21 protein-coding genes and 1 pseudogene are annotated in these 18,117 nt (G+C 75.1%); 16 read left to right on the plus strand and 6 right to left on the minus strand.

Features of this window, described 5'->3' with window-relative positions:
• A pseudogene (locus tag VR44_RS11785) lies at positions 1 to 1,733 on the plus strand (hypothetical protein); the annotation flags it as partial.
• On the opposite strand, the gene VR44_RS44945 reads toward VR44_RS11785, so the two are convergent.
• Positions 1,720 to 1,893, minus strand: a complete 174-nt coding sequence (locus tag VR44_RS44945; protein WP_157880279.1) for a hypothetical protein — start codon at positions 1,891 to 1,893, stop codon at positions 1,720 to 1,722. The pseudogene VR44_RS11785 and the gene VR44_RS44945 sit on opposite strands and share 14 nt — an antisense overlap.
• Positions 1,894 to 2,426: 533 nt before the next feature.
• Here VR44_RS44945 and VR44_RS11790 point away from each other — a divergent pair.
• From VR44_RS11790 to VR44_RS11810, 5 genes are read left to right on the plus strand one after another with little or no spacing between them, the layout of a single operon-like run.
• Positions 2,427 to 2,975, plus strand: a complete 549-nt coding sequence (locus tag VR44_RS11790) for a hypothetical protein (protein WP_245691710.1) — start codon at positions 2,427 to 2,429, stop codon at positions 2,973 to 2,975.
• A gap of 33 nt (positions 2,976 to 3,008) precedes the next feature.
• Complete coding sequence (locus tag VR44_RS11795) at positions 3,009 to 3,269, plus strand: BON domain-containing protein (protein WP_045947396.1); 261 nt, start codon at positions 3,009 to 3,011, stop codon at positions 3,267 to 3,269.
• Positions 3,266 to 4,015: a metallophosphoesterase family protein gene (locus VR44_RS11800; RefSeq protein WP_045947397.1), complete on the plus strand. Its 750-nt coding sequence runs from the start codon at positions 3,266 to 3,268 to the stop codon at positions 4,013 to 4,015. Before VR44_RS11795 ends, VR44_RS11800 begins: the two co-directional genes overlap by 4 nt.
• Positions 4,012 to 4,176 (plus strand): hypothetical protein, encoded by a 165-nt coding sequence (locus tag VR44_RS44950; RefSeq protein WP_157880280.1) that lies wholly within the window; start codon positions 4,012 to 4,014, stop codon positions 4,174 to 4,176. Before VR44_RS11800 ends, VR44_RS44950 begins: the two co-directional genes overlap by 4 nt.
• Before the next feature lie 5 nt (positions 4,177 to 4,181).
• Positions 4,182 to 4,715: a type 1 glutamine amidotransferase domain-containing protein gene (locus tag VR44_RS11810; protein WP_045947399.1), complete on the plus strand. Its 534-nt coding sequence runs from the start codon at positions 4,182 to 4,184 to the stop codon at positions 4,713 to 4,715.
• Positions 4,716 to 4,751: 36 nt separating this feature from the next.
• Here VR44_RS11810 and VR44_RS11815 read toward each other — a convergent pair whose 3' ends face one another.
• Positions 4,752 to 5,093, minus strand: a complete 342-nt coding sequence (locus VR44_RS11815; RefSeq protein WP_045947400.1) for an STAS domain-containing protein — start codon at positions 5,091 to 5,093, stop codon at positions 4,752 to 4,754.
• Positions 5,094 to 5,233: 140 nt separating this feature from the next.
• On the opposite strand from VR44_RS11815, the gene VR44_RS11820 reads away from it, so the two are divergent.
• Positions 5,234 to 5,587, plus strand: a complete 354-nt coding sequence (locus VR44_RS11820) for a YrdB family protein (protein ID WP_045947401.1) — start codon at positions 5,234 to 5,236, stop codon at positions 5,585 to 5,587.
• A 10-nt stretch (positions 5,588 to 5,597) separates the two neighbouring features.
• Here VR44_RS11820 and VR44_RS11825 read toward each other — a convergent pair whose 3' ends face one another.
• Complete coding sequence (locus VR44_RS11825; protein WP_045947402.1) at positions 5,598 to 6,383, minus strand: SDR family NAD(P)-dependent oxidoreductase; 786 nt, start codon at positions 6,381 to 6,383, stop codon at positions 5,598 to 5,600.
• Between the two features lie 76 nt (positions 6,384 to 6,459).
• Positions 6,460 to 7,140, minus strand: a complete 681-nt coding sequence (locus VR44_RS11830) for an NAD(P)H-binding protein (RefSeq protein WP_045947403.1) — start codon at positions 7,138 to 7,140, stop codon at positions 6,460 to 6,462.
• A 338-nt stretch (positions 7,141 to 7,478) separates the two neighbouring features.
• Between VR44_RS11830 and VR44_RS11835 the strand changes: the two genes are divergently transcribed.
• From VR44_RS11835 to VR44_RS11875, 9 genes are all read left to right on the plus strand, one after another.
• Positions 7,479 to 8,210, plus strand: a complete 732-nt coding sequence (locus VR44_RS11835; protein WP_045947404.1) for a hypothetical protein — start codon at positions 7,479 to 7,481, stop codon at positions 8,208 to 8,210.
• Positions 8,211 to 8,372: 162 nt separating this feature from the next.
• Positions 8,373 to 8,996, plus strand: coding sequence for a 2Fe-2S iron-sulfur cluster-binding protein (locus VR44_RS11840; RefSeq protein ID WP_094191571.1), 624 nt, complete (start codon positions 8,373 to 8,375; stop codon positions 8,994 to 8,996).
• Positions 8,993 to 10,009, plus strand: coding sequence for an FAD binding domain-containing protein (locus VR44_RS11845; protein ID WP_045947405.1), 1,017 nt, complete (start codon positions 8,993 to 8,995; stop codon positions 10,007 to 10,009). The genes VR44_RS11840 and VR44_RS11845 overlap by 4 nt, the downstream gene beginning before the upstream one ends.
• A 29-nt stretch (positions 10,010 to 10,038) precedes the next feature.
• On the plus strand, positions 10,039 to 12,177 hold the full coding sequence (locus tag VR44_RS11850; RefSeq protein WP_045947406.1) for a xanthine dehydrogenase family protein molybdopterin-binding subunit: 2,139 nt from the start codon (positions 10,039 to 10,041) through the stop codon (positions 12,175 to 12,177).
• A gap of 79 nt (positions 12,178 to 12,256) precedes the next feature.
• The gene (locus VR44_RS11855; RefSeq protein WP_045947407.1) at positions 12,257 to 12,622 is read left to right on the plus strand and encodes a PRC-barrel domain-containing protein; all 366 of its coding nucleotides are present in this window, start codon (positions 12,257 to 12,259) and stop codon (positions 12,620 to 12,622) included.
• Between the two features lie 20 nt (positions 12,623 to 12,642).
• Entirely contained in the window at positions 12,643 to 12,852 is a 210-nt protein-coding gene (locus VR44_RS11860) for a hypothetical protein (RefSeq protein ID WP_045947408.1), read from the plus strand.
• 81 nt (positions 12,853 to 12,933) lie between these two features.
• Complete coding sequence (locus VR44_RS11865; protein WP_045947409.1) at positions 12,934 to 13,356, plus strand: VOC family protein; 423 nt, start codon at positions 12,934 to 12,936, stop codon at positions 13,354 to 13,356.
• Between the two features lie 10 nt (positions 13,357 to 13,366).
• Entirely contained in the window at positions 13,367 to 13,804 is a 438-nt protein-coding gene (locus VR44_RS11870; protein WP_045947414.1) for a VOC family protein, read from the plus strand.
• A 127-nt stretch (positions 13,805 to 13,931) separates the two neighbouring features.
• On the plus strand, positions 13,932 to 15,269 hold the full coding sequence (locus VR44_RS11875) for a hypothetical protein (protein WP_045947410.1): 1,338 nt from the start codon (positions 13,932 to 13,934) through the stop codon (positions 15,267 to 15,269).
• 95 nt (positions 15,270 to 15,364) lie between these two features.
• On the opposite strand, the gene VR44_RS11880 is transcribed toward VR44_RS11875, so the two are convergent.
• Positions 15,365 to 15,685 carry a hypothetical protein gene (locus VR44_RS11880; RefSeq protein WP_045947411.1) on the minus strand — a complete coding sequence of 107 codons (321 nt, stop codon included), beginning with the start codon at positions 15,683 to 15,685 and terminating at the stop codon, positions 15,365 to 15,367.
• An 85-nt stretch (positions 15,686 to 15,770) separates the two neighbouring features.
• Complete coding sequence (pgm, locus tag VR44_RS11885) at positions 15,771 to 17,411, minus strand: phosphoglucomutase (alpha-D-glucose-1,6-bisphosphate-dependent) (RefSeq protein ID WP_045947412.1); 1,641 nt, start codon at positions 17,409 to 17,411, stop codon at positions 15,771 to 15,773.
• Positions 17,412 to 18,117: the final 706 nt, after the last annotated feature.

Here is an 18,117-nt window from a genome sequence, read left to right on the forward strand (position 1 = left end):
TCCGGATCGGGGCGGGCGCACGGGTCGGCCACCGTGCGGTGGTGATGCCCGGGGCGGAGCTCGGCGAGGGCGCCGAACTCGCCGCCGGAGCCTGCCTGGACGGGCGGATCCCGCCCGGCGAGAGCTGGCACGGCTCCCCGGCCCGACCCCGGACCCGGCCCGAGGCCCCGGCCGGCCGGGACGTCCTCCGCACGGCGGCCCGGCCGGACCGGCCGCGCGGACACCGCCGCCGGCGGGCCGCCTACGCCCTCTCCCTGCTCCTCCTGCCGCTGCTGCCGGTCCTCGCGTCGCTGCCCGTGCTCGTCGCCACCTACCACCTCGTCAAGGACCGCACCACGCTCGGCGAGGTCGCCTGGCGGCTGGTGCTCGCCGCCCCCGCCTCCGTCCCCGTGGCCGTCCTCTGCTGGATGGGCCTGGTCGCCCTGGTGGTCCGCGTCCTGGGCCGGCGGATCACCTCCGGCAGCCACCCGGCCGACGGGGGCGTGGCCTGGCGGGTGTGGCTGGTCCACCGGCTCCTCGACGGCTGCCGGACCGGCCTGTTCCCGCTGTACGCGAGCCTCGCCACCCCGCTGTGGCTGCGCCTGCTGGGTGCCCGGGTCGGCCGGAACACCGAGATCTCCACGGTGCTCCCGCTGCCGTCGCTGCTGCGGGTCGACGACGGGGCCTTCCTCGCCGACGACACCCTCGCCGCCCCCTACGAACTACGCGACGGGCGGATGCACCTCGGCCCGGCGCGGATCGGGCGCCGGGCCTTCGTCGGCAACTCGGGCATCGTGGGCCCCGGCCGGCACGTGCCCGACGGCGCGCTGGTCGGCGTCCTCTCGGACGCCCCGGCCGACCCCGCACCCGGCACCTCCTGGCTGGGGCGTCCCGCACTCGAACTGCCGCGCACCGCCCCGGCCGTCGACCCGAGCCGCACCTTCACCCCGCCCCGGCGGCTGGTCGTGGCCCGGGCCGCCGTCGAACTGTGCCGGCTGGTGCCGCTGATCTGCGGACTGCTGCTGGCCGAGGGCGTGCTCCTCGGGGAGCAGGAGGCCCTGCGGGCCGGCGGGCCGCTCTGGGCGGCGGCCGCCGCCGTACTCCTGCTGCCGGCCGCCGGGACGGCCGCCGCGCTGACCACGACCGCCGCCAAATGGCTGCTGGTCGGCCGGTTCCGGGTGGCCGAACACCCGCTGTGGAGTCCGTTCGTCTGGCGCAACGAGCTGTACGACACCTTCGTCGAATCCCTCGCCGTCCCCTGGCTGGCCGGCCCCTTCACCGGCACACCGGTGCTCAACTGGTGGCTGCCCCAACTGGTGGCTGCGCACCCTCGGGGCGCGGATCGGGCGCGGCGTGTGGTGCGACACGCACTGGCTGCCGGAGACCGATCTGGTCACCTTGGGGGACGGGGCCACGGTGAACCGGGGCTGCGTGCTCCAGACCCACCTGTTCCACGACCGCATCATGCGCATGGACACCGTCCGCCTCGACGCGGGGGCCTCGCTCGGACCGCACACCATCGTCCTCCCCGGCAGCACCGTCGGGGCGCACACCTCCGTGGGCCCCGCCTCCCTGGTGATGCGCGGCGAGACCCTCCCCGCGGGCACCGCCTGGGCGGGCAACCCGGTCGCGGGCCGCCCGCCCCGGCCTTCGACCCCGTTGGCGGTGTGCGCGGCACCCACCGGCTTGGACTCGGGGGAGCCCCGCTGACGCAGGCAGACGGACAGGAACCGCACCGGCTCACGCCCCCCTGAACCGGCGGGGGCGTGCGGCCCGCACGACCCGCCGGCCGGCGGGGAACAGCGACAGGAACAGGCTGTCGCCGGTCATGCGCACGATCGCCTGCCTCCCGTACGCCTCGACGCCTCCGATCCGGCCCGCCCGGGGCAGCTCCTGCCGGGCGAGCGCGGGCACGACCGTCAGCGGCAGGCCGTACCGTCGCCTGCGGGGCCACCGGGCACGCGTCCGGATCCCTCGGCGCCGCGCGCGCCCCGCTCCGCGGCCCCCGGCCCGGGACCCGGGACCTCGGTGAGCCGCCTGCGTTCGAGCACCGGACAGTCCCCACGGAGGGGGCCGGCACGGCCCCGGCACCCTCGCACGGCCCGGTCCGCCCCCGCCCCGCCGTGCCGTCGGCCTCCGGCCTTCACCCGCCGGCGGCGGCTCCGGCCGCGGCCGTGACCGGCCCGGACGGGCCTCCGTCCCCGGCGGGGTTTGTCCCGGACGGCTGCGGGCACGCGCCAACCGAGCCCCGAGCCCGCAGGACACGGCCCGCACGGTGCCGGTCACCGCAGCGGTCCCGGCCGCCCTTCGCACGCCCGGCGGCCCCCGACGGCCTCCCACGACGGCCTCCCCACGGCCTCCCACGGATCGGACCTGCCATGAACGCCCACCCCACCGGCCCGCGAGCCCGGTCCCATACCGCTTCCCCTCCGGATCCGCAGCGCCTGATGGAGATCTACCTCAACGACCACCTCGCGGGCGCCGGCAGCGGTGTCTCCCTGATCCGCCGCATGGTTCGCGCCCACCGGGACGGACCCGCGGGCCCCACCCTGGCCGCTCTCGCCGAGGAGATCACCGAGGACCGGTCGAGCCTGCGCGCCTTCATGACCGCCCTCGACGTGCCCGTACGCTGGCCCAGGGTCGCCGCCGGCCGGGTGGCGGAGAAGGCGGGCCGGCTGAAGCCCAACGGCCGGCTGGCCAGTCGCTCCCCCCTCAGCGACGTCCTCGAGCTGGAGACCATGCGCCTCGGGGTGGAGGGCAAGGCATCCCTGTGGCGCTCGCTCAGGGTCCTCGCGCTCACCGACCCCCGCCTGGACCCGGCGGACCTCGACCGGCTCCTGGCCCGTGCGGCGCGGCAGGAGTCCGTACTGGAGGCCCTGCGGACGGAGGCGGCCCGGCGCGCCTTCACCACCCCGGCCACGGCATCCGCCCGGGCCCGCGGTCACGGACGACCGGCGCGCCACGGTGTGCCGGGCCGGGCGCGGTGGGCGTCATGAGGGCCGCCACCGGCCTCCGGGAGCAGGTCCGCCATGAGTACGCATGACCCCACGCAGCCCGAGTACCGGGCCCAGCACCTGCGCGACCGGCTCGCGCACGAGGACGTCGCCGAGCTCGGGGTCCGCGTGGAGCTGCGCGGGCCTACGGTCCTCGTCTGGGGGCCGGTCTCCAGCCCGGACTGCCGTGAGCGGATCCTGCGGATCGCCGGGCAGGTCCTCGACCCGCTGGAGTGGCGCCACGACCTGACCGTGGTCAGCGCCCGCCCGCCCGACCGTGAGGAGGACCTGCGGTGATCCGCGTGGCGGCCGTGGGGGACATCCACCTCGCACCGGGCGCCGAGGGGACCCTCCGGCCCGCCTTCGAGACCCTGGGGGACCACGCCGACCTGCTCCTCCTCGCCGGAGACCTCACCCGCCACGGCACCCCGCAGGAGGCCGCCGTCGTCGCCGGGGAGGTCGCCGGCCTGCCCGTCCCCGTGGTCGCCGTCCTCGGCAACCACGACCACCACGCCGACCGGCCGCAGGAGGTCACGGCCGTCCTGGCCGCGGCCGGAGTCACCGTCCTGGAGGGGCAGGCTGTCGTCCTCGACCTCGACGGCACCACCGTGGGGGTGGCGGGCGCCAAGGGCTTCGGCGGCGGGTACGCGGGCCGCTGCGGCAGCGACTTCGGGGAACCCGAGATGAAGGCGTTCATGCGGCACTCCCGTACCTGCGCCGACGGGCTCCGCCGCGCGCTCGGGGACCTGGCGCAGGCGGGCACCGGCCTGAGGATCGCCCTCACCCACTACTCGCCGGTGCCCGACACCCTGGCAGGCGAGCCCCCCGAGATCCACCCGTTCCTCGGCAGCTACCTCCTCGCCGAGGCCATCGACGAGGTCGGCGCCGACCTCGCCGTCCACGGACACGCCCACCTGGGCACCGAGCACGGCATCACGGCCGGCGGGGTCCGGGTCCGCAACGTGGCCATGCCCGTCATCGACCGGGCGTACGCCGTCTACCACCTCACCCCCCGCCCCCGACCCGAGGAGCCGCCGCCATGAACGGCATGGAACACAAGCGCCAGGAGCCCGGCATCGGCCGCGAGGAGCAGGTGCGCGAGACCCGCGAGGAAGACCACGAACACCACGAACACCACGAAGGCCACGAAGGCCACGAAGACCACGAAAATCACGAAGGCGAAGAACACGGCGAAAGGATGTGAGTCCGGTGCGCATCGCGTTCCTGACGGCGCCCGAGGGCGTCGAGGAGGTCGAACTGACCCGTCCCTGGAAGGCGGTCCTCGGGGCCGGCTGGACCCCGCGACTGGTCTCCACGGAGGCGGGGGAGGTCCAGGCGATGCGTCACCTGGACAAGGCCGGCACCTACCCGGTCGACCGCGTCCTCACCGGCCGCACGGACGAGAGCTTCGACGCCCTCGTGCTGCCCGGGGGAGTGGCGAACCCCGACGCCCTGCGGATGAACGGGACCGCCGTGGACTTCACGCGCGGCTTCTTCGAGGCGGGCAGGCCCGTGGCCGCCATCTGCCACGCGCCGTGGCTGCTGGTGGAGGCCGATGTGGTCCGGGGCAGGACGCTGACCTCGTGGCCCAGTCTGGCCACCGACATCCGCAACGCGGGCGGCACCTGGGTGGACGAGGAGGTCCACGTCTGCCGCGCGGGGTCGTCCCCCCTGGTCACCAGCCGCAAACCGGATGACCTGGACGCCTTCTGCGAGGCGTTCGTGACCGTCTTCGCCGGCTGAAGGCCGATCCCCGCAGAGCGCCCCCGCACGGGTGTTTCAGCCCGCGATGGGGGCGAGGGTGAACAGGTCGGCCGATTCCGTCAGCTCCAGCACCCTGACCAGCTGATGGCTGGGGGCGGCGAGGACGAGCTGGTGCCTTGCCTCCTGGGCCTGCTGCCGGGCCGCCAGGAGCACGCTCAGCCCCGAGGAGTCGCAGAACGACGAATTGCGCAGGTCCACGATGATGTCCGCGCCCTCCGGCGTCTCGTCCACGGCCGCCGTCAGCAGCGCGCTGAGCTGCTCCGCGTGGTCGTGGTCCATCTCTCCGCTCACGCGGACGACGTACGGTTCCGGCTTGCGGGAGTCCTCGTTCCGACCGGTGCGTTCCTTGCTGGTCATGATGACGTGCCTCCTGTACGCCAGGCATCTGCCCCGGCCGGGGGCACTCATGCGGGTCCCCGAGGAGCGACGGGGCCCTCGGACCGGAGGATCCGCACTTGGCCTGTTCATGACCACATCCGGCCTGATCTAATGCACCGATGCTTCCCACGCCGTTCCACATCGTCAACGAAGGCCTCGCCTTCCTCATGGAGTTGGCCGGGCTGGCCCTGCTGGCCTGGTGGGGATGGTCGACCGGCCAGAACACCCTGCTGCGGATCCTGCTCGCCGTGGGTGCCCCCGCACTCGCGGCCACCGTCTGGGGCCTGTTCGCCGCCCCCAAGGCGACCTTCACCGTCCCGCTCGTGTCCGTACTCGTCGTGAAGGCCCTGTTCTTCGGCTCCGCCGCACTCGCCCTCCACTCCCTCGGCCGCACCCGGGCCGCCGTCGTCTTCGCCGTGGTCGCCGCCGCCAACACCGCCTTCGCGGAGCTGGACCGCTACCACCGCACCTGACGCCGGGCGGCTACTGGGCCAGGTACCCGCCGTCGACGGGGACGACCGCGCCGGTGATGAAGGAGGCGGCGTCGGAGGCGAGGAAGGCGATGGCACGGGCCACTTCCTCGGGCTCGCCGAGGCGGCCGAGCGGGTGGAGGCCCGTGACGCGGTCGAGGTACTCGGGGCCGCCGGGCTCGTCGGCGAGACGCCGGACCCGTTCGGTGCGGATGGTGCCCGGGGCCACCGCGTTCACCCGGACGCGGCGCCCGGCCCACTCCACCGCGAGGTGCTTGGTGAGCCCGGAGGCGACGAACTTGGCGGGCCCGTAGGCGGCTTGGCGGGCCTGCCCGGCCACACCCGAGATCGAGGAGACGCACACGACGGTCCCGCCGCCCTCCTGACGGGCCATCTGCGCGATGGCGTACTTGCAGGAGAGGAACATCCCGCGGCCGTCGACGGCCATCACCCGGTCCCAGTCCTCGGCACTGGTCTCGAGCAGGTCCGACAGCGGCAGGATCCCGGCGTTGGCGACCAGCACGTCCAGCCCGCCGCCCGCCGCCACCGCGGCCCCGGTCATCCGTTCGGCGTCCTCGGGGCGCGAGACGTCCCCGGTCACCACGGTCACCTCGTACGCGTCGCCCCGGTCGGCGCAGTCGCGGCGCAGCGCGGTCAGCCCGCCGGTGTCCAGGTCGGCGGCGGTCACCCGGGCGCCGAGCCGGGCGAAGAGGGCCGCGGTGGCCCGTCCGATGCCGCTCGCCGCACCCGTGACCAGACACGACCTGCCGGTCAGATCGACCAGTCCGCCAGCCCGCACGGCGCACCGCCTCCGCTCGCCCCGGCCGGGCCCCTCCCGGCCACCGGCCTCCCCAACGAGCGTCGGCGGGCCCCGGTTACGCCCGGACGTCCGCGGCCGGCCGGGGGGCCAGGGCCAGGAAGTCGTCGTGGGTGAGGACCCGCACCCCGGGCCGGTCCTCGGCCAGTGCGGCGATCATCGCCGCGGCCAGCCGCCCCGCGGGCACCGGCCGGTAGGGGCGGGCGGGCCCGGCCAGCAGCGGGGCCAGCACGGTCGCGGCGGAGCTGCCGAGCCCCTCGCCCGGGCGGTGCGAGGGGCGCCGGCCGAGGATGAAGGAGGGCCGGAAGAACGCGGTCTGCCGGTAGCCCAGCGCCGTCACCTCCGCCTCCATGTCCCCCTTGACCCGCAGGTAGAAGGCCCGGGAGCCGGATCCGGCACCGACCGAGGAGACGACGGCGATCCGCTCGGCGCCCGCGTCCCGGGCCAGCGCGGCCACCCGCACGGTGTGGTGCTGGTCCACCTCGCGGAAGGCCTCCTGCGAGCCGGCCTGCCGGATGGTGGTGCCCAGGGCGCCGTACACGTCGGTCACGCCCGGCAGTCCGTCGCCCTTGAGCCCGGCGAAGTCCACCACCCGGGCGTCCAGCCGCGGGTGTTCGAGCCCGAGCGGGCGGCGGGCCAGCACGGTGACACGGTCGTAGCGCGGGTCGCGCAGCAGCCGCGCCAGCAGTTGTCCGCCGACCAGTCCGGTGGCCCCGACGAGGAGCGCGCTGCGGGTCACGGATGTCCCTTCCGCCGCCGGCGGCCACCCCGCCGGAATCCCCGCAGCATGTCACATCCGCACGGTCACCCGCCCCGCCGAACGCCGCCGCAGGGGGAGGCCGACAGCCGGCCACCGCCCTCGCCCAGCATGTCGCGCATGAGGCGAGGCACCCCAGGACGGTACGCCCCGCGGCCCCGCCCCCGGCACCGGCCGCCCGAACGCGCCGCCCGCCGCCGCGCTGTCCCCCGGCCTCCGACCGCGTTCGGCCGGCTCTTCTGTCTCAGGGGCCCGCCGGTCCGTCGTTGCAGGGAACGATCTCTTTGTACAGACTGCACTACGGCGATGAGGAGGAGCGGATGAGCGCGGCCCACGACGGACGGCAGTGGCCGGACGAGGTCAGTGTCGACAACGCGAGGACGACGCTGCTGCAACTCCTCGCGCGCACCGGGGTCCCCTCCGGCGACGCGCGCCAGCTGATCGGGCTCGTCGAGGCGGGCGTCCTGGCCCTCGCCCACGCCGAGCTCGGCGCCGCCGGCCGGAGCGCCCCGGGGGACAAGGGCGAGGAGTACCGGTCGGGCTGGCTCGACGGCGCCGAGGCCCTGCTGGAGGAGCTCGGCGCCGTGGCCGAGCGGACGCTGGCCGGGGTCACCGGACCCGAAGGGGACCAGGGCGGGCCCGGCGGGCACCCCCGGGCCCGGCGCATGGAGGTGGAGCGGGCCAAGGTCGCGCTCACCCCCCTCTACCTCTCGTTCACCGCGGCTTCGGAACTGGACCCGGAGGTGACCGAAGAGGTGCTCGTCGCCGTCCTCGGGACGATGAGCCCCCGTCAGCGGGCCGGCTACGCGGGACGGCTGACGGAGTTCGCCACGCTCCACCGCGGCCGGCTCGAGCGCCTGTTCGCGGCGTTCGGGCCGGACAGCACCACCGCCCTGCACGGCCGCTACTCGCTGCTCCACTCCGCGACGAGCATCGCCGTACTGGAACGGCTCCTCGCCTCCCCGCAGGCGCTGCGGGAGGAGTGGGACGCCGCGGAGCTGCCGCCGGCGTGGCTCGACGGGCTGACGACCGCCTGGACCGCCCCGGCCTGACCCCGGCCCGCCCCGGGTCCGTTCCGCCGGCCCCGCGTCGGCCGTACGGGGGAGGCACGGGGCGGCCGCCGGGGGCGTGCGGCGCCCCTGCGCGTACGAGGGGCCAGGCTGGGCAGCGCGGGACGGATCCTCCTCCCCGAACGGACGACAAGGGAGTTCGCCGTGGCCCACGCAACCGACCCGCCCGCCCCTGGGCCCGCGCACGGCACGCCGGACCACGCGGCCGCCGGTGACCACCGCTCCCGCGTGAGCCTGCGCGTCAACGGAGCCCGCCGCGACCTCGACCTGGACCACCGGGTCACGCTCCTCGACGCCCTGCGCGAGCACCTGGACCTGACCGGCTCCAAGAAGGGGTGCGACCACGGGCAGTGCGGCGCCTGCACCGTCCTCGTGGACGGCCGGCGCGCCAATAGCTGCCTGCTGCTCGCCGTCACCCTCGACGGCTGCGGGATCACCACCGTCGAAGGCCTCGCCGCGCCCGACGGCGCCCTCCACCCGCTCCAGCGCGCCTTCGTCGAACACGACGCCTTCCAGTGCGGCTACTGCACCCCCGGCCAGCTCTGCTCCGCCGTGGGCGCCCTCCGCGAAGCCGCCGCCGGGCACCCCTCCCACGTCACCGCCGACGCCGCCCAGGCCGGCCCCGCCGTACTGACCGCCGAGGAGATCAGGGAACGGCTCAGCGGGAACCTGTGCCGCTGCGGCGCCTACCCCGCGATCGTCCGCGCCGTGGCCGACGCCGGCACGGACCCCGCGGCCACCGGCACCGCCGTGGAGGCGGCCGTATGAAGCCCTTCGCCTACGTGCGCGCCACCAGCCTCCGGGAGGCCGCCGACGCCTACGCCGCCCACCCCGGCTCCCGCTACCTCGCCGGCGGCACCAACCTCGTGGACCTGATGAAACTCGGTGTCGAGACCCCCACCGCCCTCATCGACATCTCCCGCCTCCCCCTCGACGGGATCACCGAACTCCCCGACGGGGGCCTGCACATCGGGGCCACCGTCCGCAACAGCGACCTGGCCGCCGACCCACGGGTACGCGCCCGCTACCCGCTGCTCGCCCGGGCCCTGCTCGCCGGCGCCTCCGGCCAGCTGCGCAACGTCGCCACCACCGGCGGCAACCTGCTCCAGCGCACCCGCTGCGGCTACTTCCAGGACCCCTCCAAGCCGTGCAACAAACGCGAACCCGGCAGCGGCTGCGCGGCCCGCGAAGGAATCCACCGCGACCACGCCGTCCTCGGACAGTCCGAACACTGCATCGCCACCCACCCCTCCGACATGGCCGTGGCCCTCGCCGCGCTGGACGCCGAAGTCGAGCTGTACGGCGGACCGGACAGCTCCCGCACCGTGGAGGCCGCGCATTTCCACCGGCTGCCCGCCGACCACCCCGAACAGGACACCGTGATCCGCCCCGGAGAGATCATCACCGGGGTGCGCCTGCCCGCCCCGGTCCCCGGCGCCCGGTCGCTCCACCGCAAGGCCCGGGACCGCGCCTCGTACGCCTTCGCCCTCGCGTCGGTCGCCGTCGTCCTCGACCTCGACCCCGAGGACGGCCGGGTACGCCGGTGCGCCCTCGCCTTCGGCGGCCTCGCCCCCCGGCCCTGGCGGGCCACCGAGACCGAGGCGCGGCTGACCGGAGCCGCGCCGCACCCCGACACCGTCCGCGCGGCCGTCGACGCGGAACTCGACCGGGCGCAGCCCCTGCGCGACAACGCGTACAAGATCCTCCTCGCCCGCAACCTCGCCTGCGCCGCCATCGCCACCCTCGCCGGTACCCGCCCCGGTGCCCCCGCCACCCCGTGAGCGGCGCCACCGACCAGGACAGGAACCCCATGAGCCCCACCACCGCCACCCTCGACACCGCCGCGCAGGCCTCCCTCGGCACCCCCGTCCCGCGCCTCGAAGCCCGCGACAAGGTGACCGGCACCGCCCGCTACGCCGCCGAACAGAACCCGCCCCGAAGGGCCTACGGCTGGCCGGTGCCCGCGACGATCGCCCACGGCCGGGTCACCGCCGTCGACACCACCGCCGCCCTGGCCCTGCCCGGAGTGCTCGCCGTCCTGACCCCCTACGACGCACCGCGCCTGGGCCCCTCCGACGACCCCACGCTCCAACTCCTCCAGGACACGCGGGTACCGCACCGCGGCTGGTACGTGGCGCTCGCCGTCGCCGACACCCTGGAAGGGGCCCGGGCCGCGGCCGAAGCGGTACGCGTGGGCTACGAGGCGGAGCCCCACGACGTCACCCTGCGCGAGGGACACCCCGGCCTCTACACCCCCGAGGAGGTCAACGGCGGCTACCCCGCCCACCGCGAACACGGCGACCCCGACGCGGCGTTCGCCGCCGCCCCGGTACGTGTCGACGTCCGCTACTCGGTACCGCCCCTGCACAACCACGCGATGGAACCGCACGCCGCCACCGCCGACTGGGACGCCGGCCGCGGCCACCTCACCGTGTACGACTCCTGCCAGGGCACCACGGTGGTGCGCACGGTCCTGGCCGGGCTGTTCCGGCTGCCGGAGGACCGGGTCACCGTCCTGGCCGAGCACGTGGGCGGCGGATTCGGCTCCAAGAGCACCCCGCGCCCGCACGTCGTCCTCGCCGTCATGGCCACCCGGCGCTGCGGACGCCCCGTCACCGTGGCCCTGCCCCGGCAGCACCTGGCCGCCTGCGTCGGCCACCGCGCCCCCACCCTGCACCGCGTCCGGCTCGGCGCCCGACCCGACGGAACGCTCACCTCCCTCACCCACGAGGTCCTCACACACACCTCGCGGGTGCGGGAGTTCGTCGAGCAGGCCGCCGTACCCGGCCGTGTGATGTACGCGGTCCGCGACAGCCGCACCACCCACCGCGTCGCCGCGCTCGACGTGCCCACCCCCTCCTGGATGAGGGCCCCCGGCGAGACCCCCGGCATGTACGCCCTGGAATCGGCCATGGACGAGCTGGCCGACGCCCTCGGCATGGACCCCGTCGAGCTGCGCGTCCGCAACGACCCGGCCACCGAGCCCGACAGCGGCCGTCCCTTCAGCAGCCGCCACCTCGTGGAGTGCCTGCGCGAGGGCGCGACCCGCTTCGGGTGGACCGGACACCGGCCGCCGCTGCGGGAGGGGCCGCTCCTCATCGGGAGCGGCGTGGCCGCCGCCACCTACCCCGTCTACATCGCCCCGGCCGGCGCCCGGGCCCACGCCCGCCCCGACGGGAGCTACCTCGTCGAGGTCAACGCCACCGACATCGGCACCGGCGCCCGCACGGTCCTCTCCCAGATCGCCGCCGACGCCCTGGGCGTCCCGCTCGACGCCGTCACGCTGTCCCTCGGCAACAGCGCACTGCCCCCCACCCCCGTCGCCGGCGGCTCGGCCGGTACGGCGTCCTGGGGCTGGGCGGTGCACGACGCGTGCACCGCCCTGACCGACCGGCTGGCCCGGCACCACGGCCCCCTGCCCGACGCGGGGCTCTCCGCGTCCGCCGACACCACCCAGTCGGCCAAGCAGAAGCCCCCGTACGCCCGCCACGCGTTCGGGGCGCACTTCGCCGAGGTCCAGGCCGACACGGTCACCGGAGAGGTACGCGTCCGCCGCCTGCTGGGCGTCTTCGCCGCCGGCCGCATCCTCAACCCGCGCACGGCCCGCTCCCAGTTCATCGGGGGGATGGTGATGGGACTGGGCATGGCACTGACCGAACACAGCGGCCTCGACCCGGCGTTCGGCGACTTCGCGGAGCGCGACCTGGCCGCCTACCACGTGCCGGTGAACGCCGACGTCCCCGCCGTCGAGGCCCACTGGATCGACGAACACGACAAGCACCTCAACCCGATGGGCGGCAAGGGCATCGGGGAGATCGGCATCGTCGGCGCCGCGGCCGCCATCGGCAACGCCGTGAGCCGGGCGACCGGCCGGCGCCTGCGCGAGCTGCCCCTGACCCCGGACCGCGTCCTGGCCGCCCTCAGCGTCCCGGACACCGGGCCCGTGTGAGACCCGCCGCACGGGGCACCCGGGAGGGGAGAGCAAGCAGACGACCCACCCGGCCGTCCCATCGGAAGGAACAACCGCCATGACCGAGAACGTCTGGAACTACGACGAGACGACCGCCCGGCAGCAGGGCATCGACCTCCGCGGCTTCAAGGTCGAAGCCGTCGACGGCGCCATCGGCAAGGTCGACAAGCACTCGGACGAGGCCGGCTCCGCCTGGATCGTGGTCGACACCGGTGTGTGGATCTTCGGCAAGGAGGTCCTCCTGCCGGCCGGCACCATCGCGCGCATCGACGTGGACGAGGAGAGGATCCACGTGAACCGGACCAAGGAGCAGATCAAGAACGCCCCTGAGTTCCACCGTGAGAAGCATCTCGACAACCCCGACTACCACGACGAACTGGCCGCCTACTACCTCCCGGGCACCCCGTTCGGCGGCCCCTTCTGACCCGGCACGAGGAGCAGACCGTGAACGAGCACGACAAGCACGAGAAGCACGACAAGCACCCCCAGAGCACCCCTCCCTCCAAGGCCGTGGGGGAGAGCGGCGACCGCAGGGCCCGGGAGGAGGCCGAGGACGCGGTCATGCCCGGCAGCCACGACGGCGAGGCCGGCGACGCCCTCACCCCGAACACCGACGTCCAGCGCCGCACCGCCCCCCGCGACCGACGGCCCTGACCCCGCCCCACACGGCGACGGCTCCCCGGCGGACACCGCGGAGCCGCGTGTACGTACGGCCGGGCAGGGCACACGAGGTCCATGACCGTACCCAAGACCAGCGTGCTCGTACTGGACTGTGCCGAGCCCGAAGCCCTGGCCGGCTTCTACGCCTCCCTGCTGGGCGCCCGGACCGCCCCGGCCGAGGGCGATCCCGACCTCCTCCTCGTGGCCGGGCCCTCGGGCGCCCTGCTCGGCATCCGCCGGGACCCCGACCGCGTACCGCCCAGCTGGCCGCTCCCCGACGGGCCCGAACAGCCGCACCTGCGCATACTCGTGACGCCGGACGCGCTCGACGAGGCGGAACGCGAAGCCGTGGCCCTGGGAGCCCGCCCGCTGGCGGCGGAGACGACCGCGGCCGACCCCGCCAGCAGGACGACCCACCGCCGCTACGCCGACCCGGCGGGCCACGCCTTCGTCCTGGCGGCCACCGGCCTGACGGCGAACGGGGCGCCGGCTCGCTAGCATGCGCCGCATGCCCATCAAACTGGAGAACGTCGGCATCGCCGTCCGCGACCTGGAAGCGGCGATCTCGTTCTTCACCGACCTCGGCCTGACGGTCCTCGGCCGCGGCACCGTCAGCGGGGAGTGGACGGACACCGCCGTCGGCCTCGACGGCAACCACGCCAAGATCGCCGTGCTCCAGACCCCGGACGGCCAAGGCCGCCTCGAACTCTTCGAGTACATCCACCCCGAAGCGATCGAGACCCGGCCCGCCCGCCCCCACGACATCGGCATGCACCGCATCGCCTTCTCGGTCGACGACATCGACGAAGCCCTGGCGACCGCGGCCCGCCACGGCTGCCACCCGCTCCGCGGGGTGGCGACCTACGAGGACACCTACAAACTCACGTACGTCCGCGGCCCCAGCGGCATCCTCGTGATGCTCGCCCAGGACCTCAAGAAGAACTGACGACTTCGGATGAAGGGGACCCTGGCCGGGCCGGGGAGCCGGTCGGGGGCTGCGGGCAAATCGAGTTGCCCGGATGACCGGGCGCCGGTGATCATCCAGGGGATCACGCCCCCGACACCGGAGACACATGAGCACCGAACTGTCCAAGGCCCGGGAACTCCTCGAATCCGGCGACCCCGAAGGGGCCATGCGGACCCTGCGGCTCGCCGCCGACGGGGTCGCGTCCGCCGAGGTCGCCCCGCTGGTGGCCAGGTTGGCCGAAGGGGCCGGGTTCACGGACCTGGCCGAGGCCTCGGCGGACCTGGCGGCGCGCCCCGTGGAGGCCGAGAGCCTGTACAGGTTCGGCTACGCCTGTGTCGAGCGCGGGATCCCCGCGCTGGCCGTTCCCGCGCTGCGGGAGGCACTGCGCCTGAGCCTGGCGTCCCCGCCCGAGCCCGAGCGCACCGGCTTCTTCCGCCGCATGGCCAAGCCGCGCACCCGGACGCGCCTCGCGCCCCGGCGGGTGCTCCTCGAACTGGTGACCGCGTTGGAGCGGCTCGAGCGGCACGCCGACGCCCTGGCACTCCTGCACGAACACGACTCCCTCATGGAGGACTGGCCGGACCGCTACCTGACGGTCTACAACGCCCTGATGGCCGGCCGGACCGACACGGCCCGACAGGTCTTCGACCGGCTGTCCGAGCCCGAGGGCGTCTGGGTCGCCCCGGGCCGACGCGTCGGCCGGATGCTCGAGCGCGCCGCGGCCCTGCCGCCGGCCGGTGACCAGGACCTGCGCGGCTGGCACTACGCCCTGACCGGCGGGCTGCTCCTCACCCTCTCCCCGCACGGCTTCGACCAGGGCATGACCGGCCGCTGGGCCTTCCTCCAGGACGACCTGGACTCCTGCCGCCACGGCCTGGAGCGCCTGCGCGCGGTCCTGGCCGCCACCGGCCGCGAGCCCGCCTCCGTCGGCCTGCTGCCGGACCGCGGCAGCCGGGCGCTCGGCCTGGCGGCGTCCCGGCTGCTCGGCGTCCCGGCCCACCCCTACCGGCCGGGCACCCCGGACGTGCTGGTGGTGGCGTACGACCTGAGCGCCTGCGACCCCGACACGGTGCACGCGCTGACCGAACGGGCGCCGGGCGAGCTCCTCTTCGAGCACGCCACCTGCTGGACCGAGACGCCCGGCGCGTCGGCGGACGTCTGCACCTTGCTGGTCCAGAGCGTGACCGCCCCCTGGGAGCCCGGCCTGCGGCTCTCCGAGGACGGCCGGCCGGAGCGGACGGAGCCCGACGGCCGGTCGGCCGAGGAACTGGCCGAGGCGATCCTGGCGGCGGACCCCGCCCCGCCGGAGGGCGACGGGCAGACCCCGGACGACCCGGACGCCGCACTGGCCGCGTTCGCGGCCCGCGCGGCCGGCCTGTGGGCGGACGGCCCGCGCGACCGCATCCGTTCCTCGGGCCCGGTGCGCAGCGGCCGCTTCGCCTGACGCGGGACGCCGGCCGGCGTCCCGCGTCAGGCTGATCCGGGCCCGTGACCGGGCCGCCGTCACGCCGCCGGCGTCGGGGAGGAGGCCAAGGGGTGTCAGTACCCAGCCGGGCCGGACCGGTGGCGTGCGGTCAGCTGCCCCTGGGCGTAGGGGTCGGTCTCGCAGCTGTACGGGCCGCCGTGGCCGGCGAGGAGTTCGGCGATCCGGTACCACTCCGCCAGCGCCGCCCGCAGGGGCGGCTCCGCGTCGGCCACGACGCCGACGCCGGCCCGGACGCGCTCCAGCGCCGCCACCGCCTGATGGTGGGTCATGCCCGTGGCCTCGCTCCGCACCCGGCTGCGGGCCTCTGCCTCGCCCGGGGCCGGCTCGTGCGGCTCGAGCTCCGCCTCGACCAGGGCCTCTGTTTCATCGGACACGGCAACCCCCTCCTCGGACACCCGAGGCCGCCCTTACCCCGAGGGCGGCCCCGCAACCCCCGCGTCGTCCCCCTTCCGCCCCCGTTCAGGAGGACAGGGCGGCGGAGACCACCGAACGCGCCGCTTCCTGGACTTCGGCCAGGTGCGCGGAGCCCCTGAATGATTCCGCGTAGATCTTGTAGACGTCCTCGGTGCCCGAGGGGCGGGCCGCGAACCAGGCGTGATCGGTGGTCACCTTGATCCCGCCGAACGCCGCCCCGTTGCCCGGCGCGCTGGTGAGCACGCCGGTCACCGGGTCCCCGGCCAGGGTGTCCGCGGTGACCTGCTCCGGGGACAGCCGGCCGAGGACGGCCTTCTCCTCCCGCGTGGCCGGTGCGTCGATCCGGGCGTAGGACGGGGCGCCGAACCGGGCGGTGAGTGCGGCGTACCGCTCGGAGGGGCTCTGCCCGGTGACCGCGAGGATCTCGGAGGCGAGCAGGGCGAGGAGGATGCCGTCCTTGTCGGTGGTCCACACGGAGCCGTCGCGCCGCAGGAAGGAGGCTCCCGCGGACTCCTCGCCGCCGAAGCCGATCGTGCCGCCGGCCAGGCCGTCGACGAACCACTTGAAGCCGACCGGGACCTCCACCAGTTCCCGGCCCAGGTCGGCGGCCACCCGGTCGATCATCCCCGAGGACACCAGGGTCTTGCCGATGCCCGCGGAGACCGGCCATCCGGCGCGGTGGCGGCAGAGGTAGTCGATGGCGGTGGCGAGGTAGTGGTTGGGGTTCATCAGCCCGCCGTCCGGGGTCACGATGCCGTGCCGGTCGGCGTCGGCGTCGTTCCCGGTCGTGACGTCGAACCGGTCCCGGTCCTCGATCAGCGAGGCCATGGCGTACGGGGAGGAGCAGTCCATGCGGATCTTCCCGTCCCAGTCCAGGGTCATGAACCGCCAGGTGGGGTCGGTCTCCGGATTGACGACGGTCAGGTCGAGGCGGTGCTCCTCGGCGATGCGCCCCCAGTAGGCCACCGACGCGCCGCCGAGCGGGTCGGCTCCGATGCGCACGCCGGCCGCGCGGACGGCCTCCAGGTCGAGCACGGAGGGCAGGTCACCGACGTACGCCCCGAGGAAGTCGTACCGTCCGGTCGTCGGGGCCGCCAGGGCCCGCGCGTACGGCAGTCTCCGGACCTCCTTCGATCCGCCGGCGATGATCTCGTTGGCCCGGTCCTGGATCCAGCCGGTGGCGTCCGAACCGGCGGGGCCGCCGTGGGGCGGGTTGTACTTGAACCCCCCGTCGGCGGGCGGGTTGTGCGAGGGGGTGACGACCACCCCGTCGGCCAGGGCGGCGGTGCGGCCGCGGTTGTGGGTGAGGATGGCGTGGGAGACGGCGGGCGTCGGGGTGTAGCCGTCCGCCGTGTCGACGAGGACGTCCACGTCGTTGGCGGCGAACACCTCGAGCGCCGTCACCCGGGCGGGTTCGGACAGCGCGTGCGTGTCGGCCCCGAGGAACAGCGGCCCGCCCACGCCCTGCAGGGCCCGGTACTCGCAGATGGCCTGGCTGGTGGCGGCGATGTGGACCTCGTTGAACGCGGTGGCGAGGGACGACCCGCGGTGCCCCGAAGTGCCGAAGCTCACGCGCTGGGCCGGGTCGGCGGGGTCCGGGTGCAGGGCGTAGTACGCCGTCACCAGCCGGGACACGTCGACGAGGTCCTCCGCCCGCGCCCGCTGCCCCGCTCGCTCGTTCGGCATCCTTCGCTCCTCCGTATCGCCGCTTCGGTCCACTCACCCCCACGGCCTACCCAGCCGCGGCCACTCCTATCAGCCCTTTTGGCCATCTTCATCCTGTTCAGGCGAGGGGCGGCCGGGTCGCGGACGTGGCCCCGCCCGTTGTGGGTAGACGCCACCGGTCGAGGAAGGGAGTCACGATCATGGACGGCGGCACACGGCACGGTGCGGATCAGGCCGGCGGCATGGAGAGGAAGCGGCAGGCCCCCGGTATCGGACGCGAGGAGCAGACCCGCGCCCACCCCGGCCCGGACCCCGTGCACCCCGAGGCGAGCCGGCTCGTGGCCGGCAGGCCGCCGGAGGAGCTGAGGGACCGGCAGGAGGAGAACCAGGAACGGAGCCGGGAACGGCGCGGGGAAGACGAAGGGGGCGCGGGCGCCGCTCATGACCGCCGTCCGCGCCCGCTCGACCGGCGACGGAATGACGCAGCGTTCTCAGCTCCATGACCGGCGACGATACCCAGCCGGTATCGGGACCCTCCAGGCGGTATTGGACGGGCCCGGGGCCCCGGCGCTGGAATCGGGACATGACTGAGCACGCACCCACCAGGCCCGCCGGAGCCGATCCGGCCGTGTCCGTGGTCCGCCCCGGCCAGGGCGAGAAGATCCTCCTGGGCACCACCGTGATGCGCCTCCTGGAGGACGGCGCCATCACCGGCAACCGCGTCGGA

The organism is Streptomyces katrae, assembly GCF_000966975.1.
GTDB lineage: Bacteria > Actinomycetota > Actinomycetes > Streptomycetales > Streptomycetaceae > Streptomyces > Streptomyces katrae.

Bases quoted from the DNA above. Each gene is read 5' to 3' on its own strand.
- VR44_RS11790 (WP_245691710.1), top strand. From the start codon at position 2,427: ATGGAGATCTACCTCAACGACCACCTCGCGGGCGCCGGCAGCGGTGTC.
- VR44_RS11795 (WP_045947396.1), top strand. From the start codon at position 3,009: ATGAGTACGCATGACCCCACGCAGCCCGAGTACCGGGCCCAGCACCTG.
- VR44_RS44950 (WP_157880280.1), top strand. From the start codon at position 4,012: ATGAACGGCATGGAACACAAGCGCCAGGAGCCCGGCATCGGCCGCGAG.
- VR44_RS11815 (WP_045947400.1), bottom strand. From the start codon at position 5,093: ATGACCAGCAAGGAACGCACCGGTCGGAACGAGGACTCCCGCAAGCCG.
- VR44_RS11820 (WP_045947401.1), top strand. From the start codon at position 5,234: ATGCTTCCCACGCCGTTCCACATCGTCAACGAAGGCCTCGCCTTCCTC.
- VR44_RS11835 (WP_045947404.1), top strand. From the start codon at position 7,479: ATGAGCGCGGCCCACGACGGACGGCAGTGGCCGGACGAGGTCAGTGTC.
- VR44_RS11845 (WP_045947405.1), top strand. From the start codon at position 8,993: ATGAAGCCCTTCGCCTACGTGCGCGCCACCAGCCTCCGGGAGGCCGCC.
- VR44_RS11850 (WP_045947406.1), top strand. From the start codon at position 10,039: ATGAGCCCCACCACCGCCACCCTCGACACCGCCGCGCAGGCCTCCCTC.
- VR44_RS11855 (WP_045947407.1), top strand. From the start codon at position 12,257: ATGACCGAGAACGTCTGGAACTACGACGAGACGACCGCCCGGCAGCAG.
- VR44_RS11865 (WP_045947409.1), top strand. From the start codon at position 12,934: ATGACCGTACCCAAGACCAGCGTGCTCGTACTGGACTGTGCCGAGCCC.
- VR44_RS11870 (WP_045947414.1), top strand. From the start codon at position 13,367: ATGCCCATCAAACTGGAGAACGTCGGCATCGCCGTCCGCGACCTGGAA.
- VR44_RS11875 (WP_045947410.1), top strand. From the start codon at position 13,932: ATGAGCACCGAACTGTCCAAGGCCCGGGAACTCCTCGAATCCGGCGAC.
- pgm (WP_045947412.1), bottom strand. From the start codon at position 17,411: ATGCCGAACGAGCGAGCGGGGCAGCGGGCGCGGGCGGAGGACCTCGTC.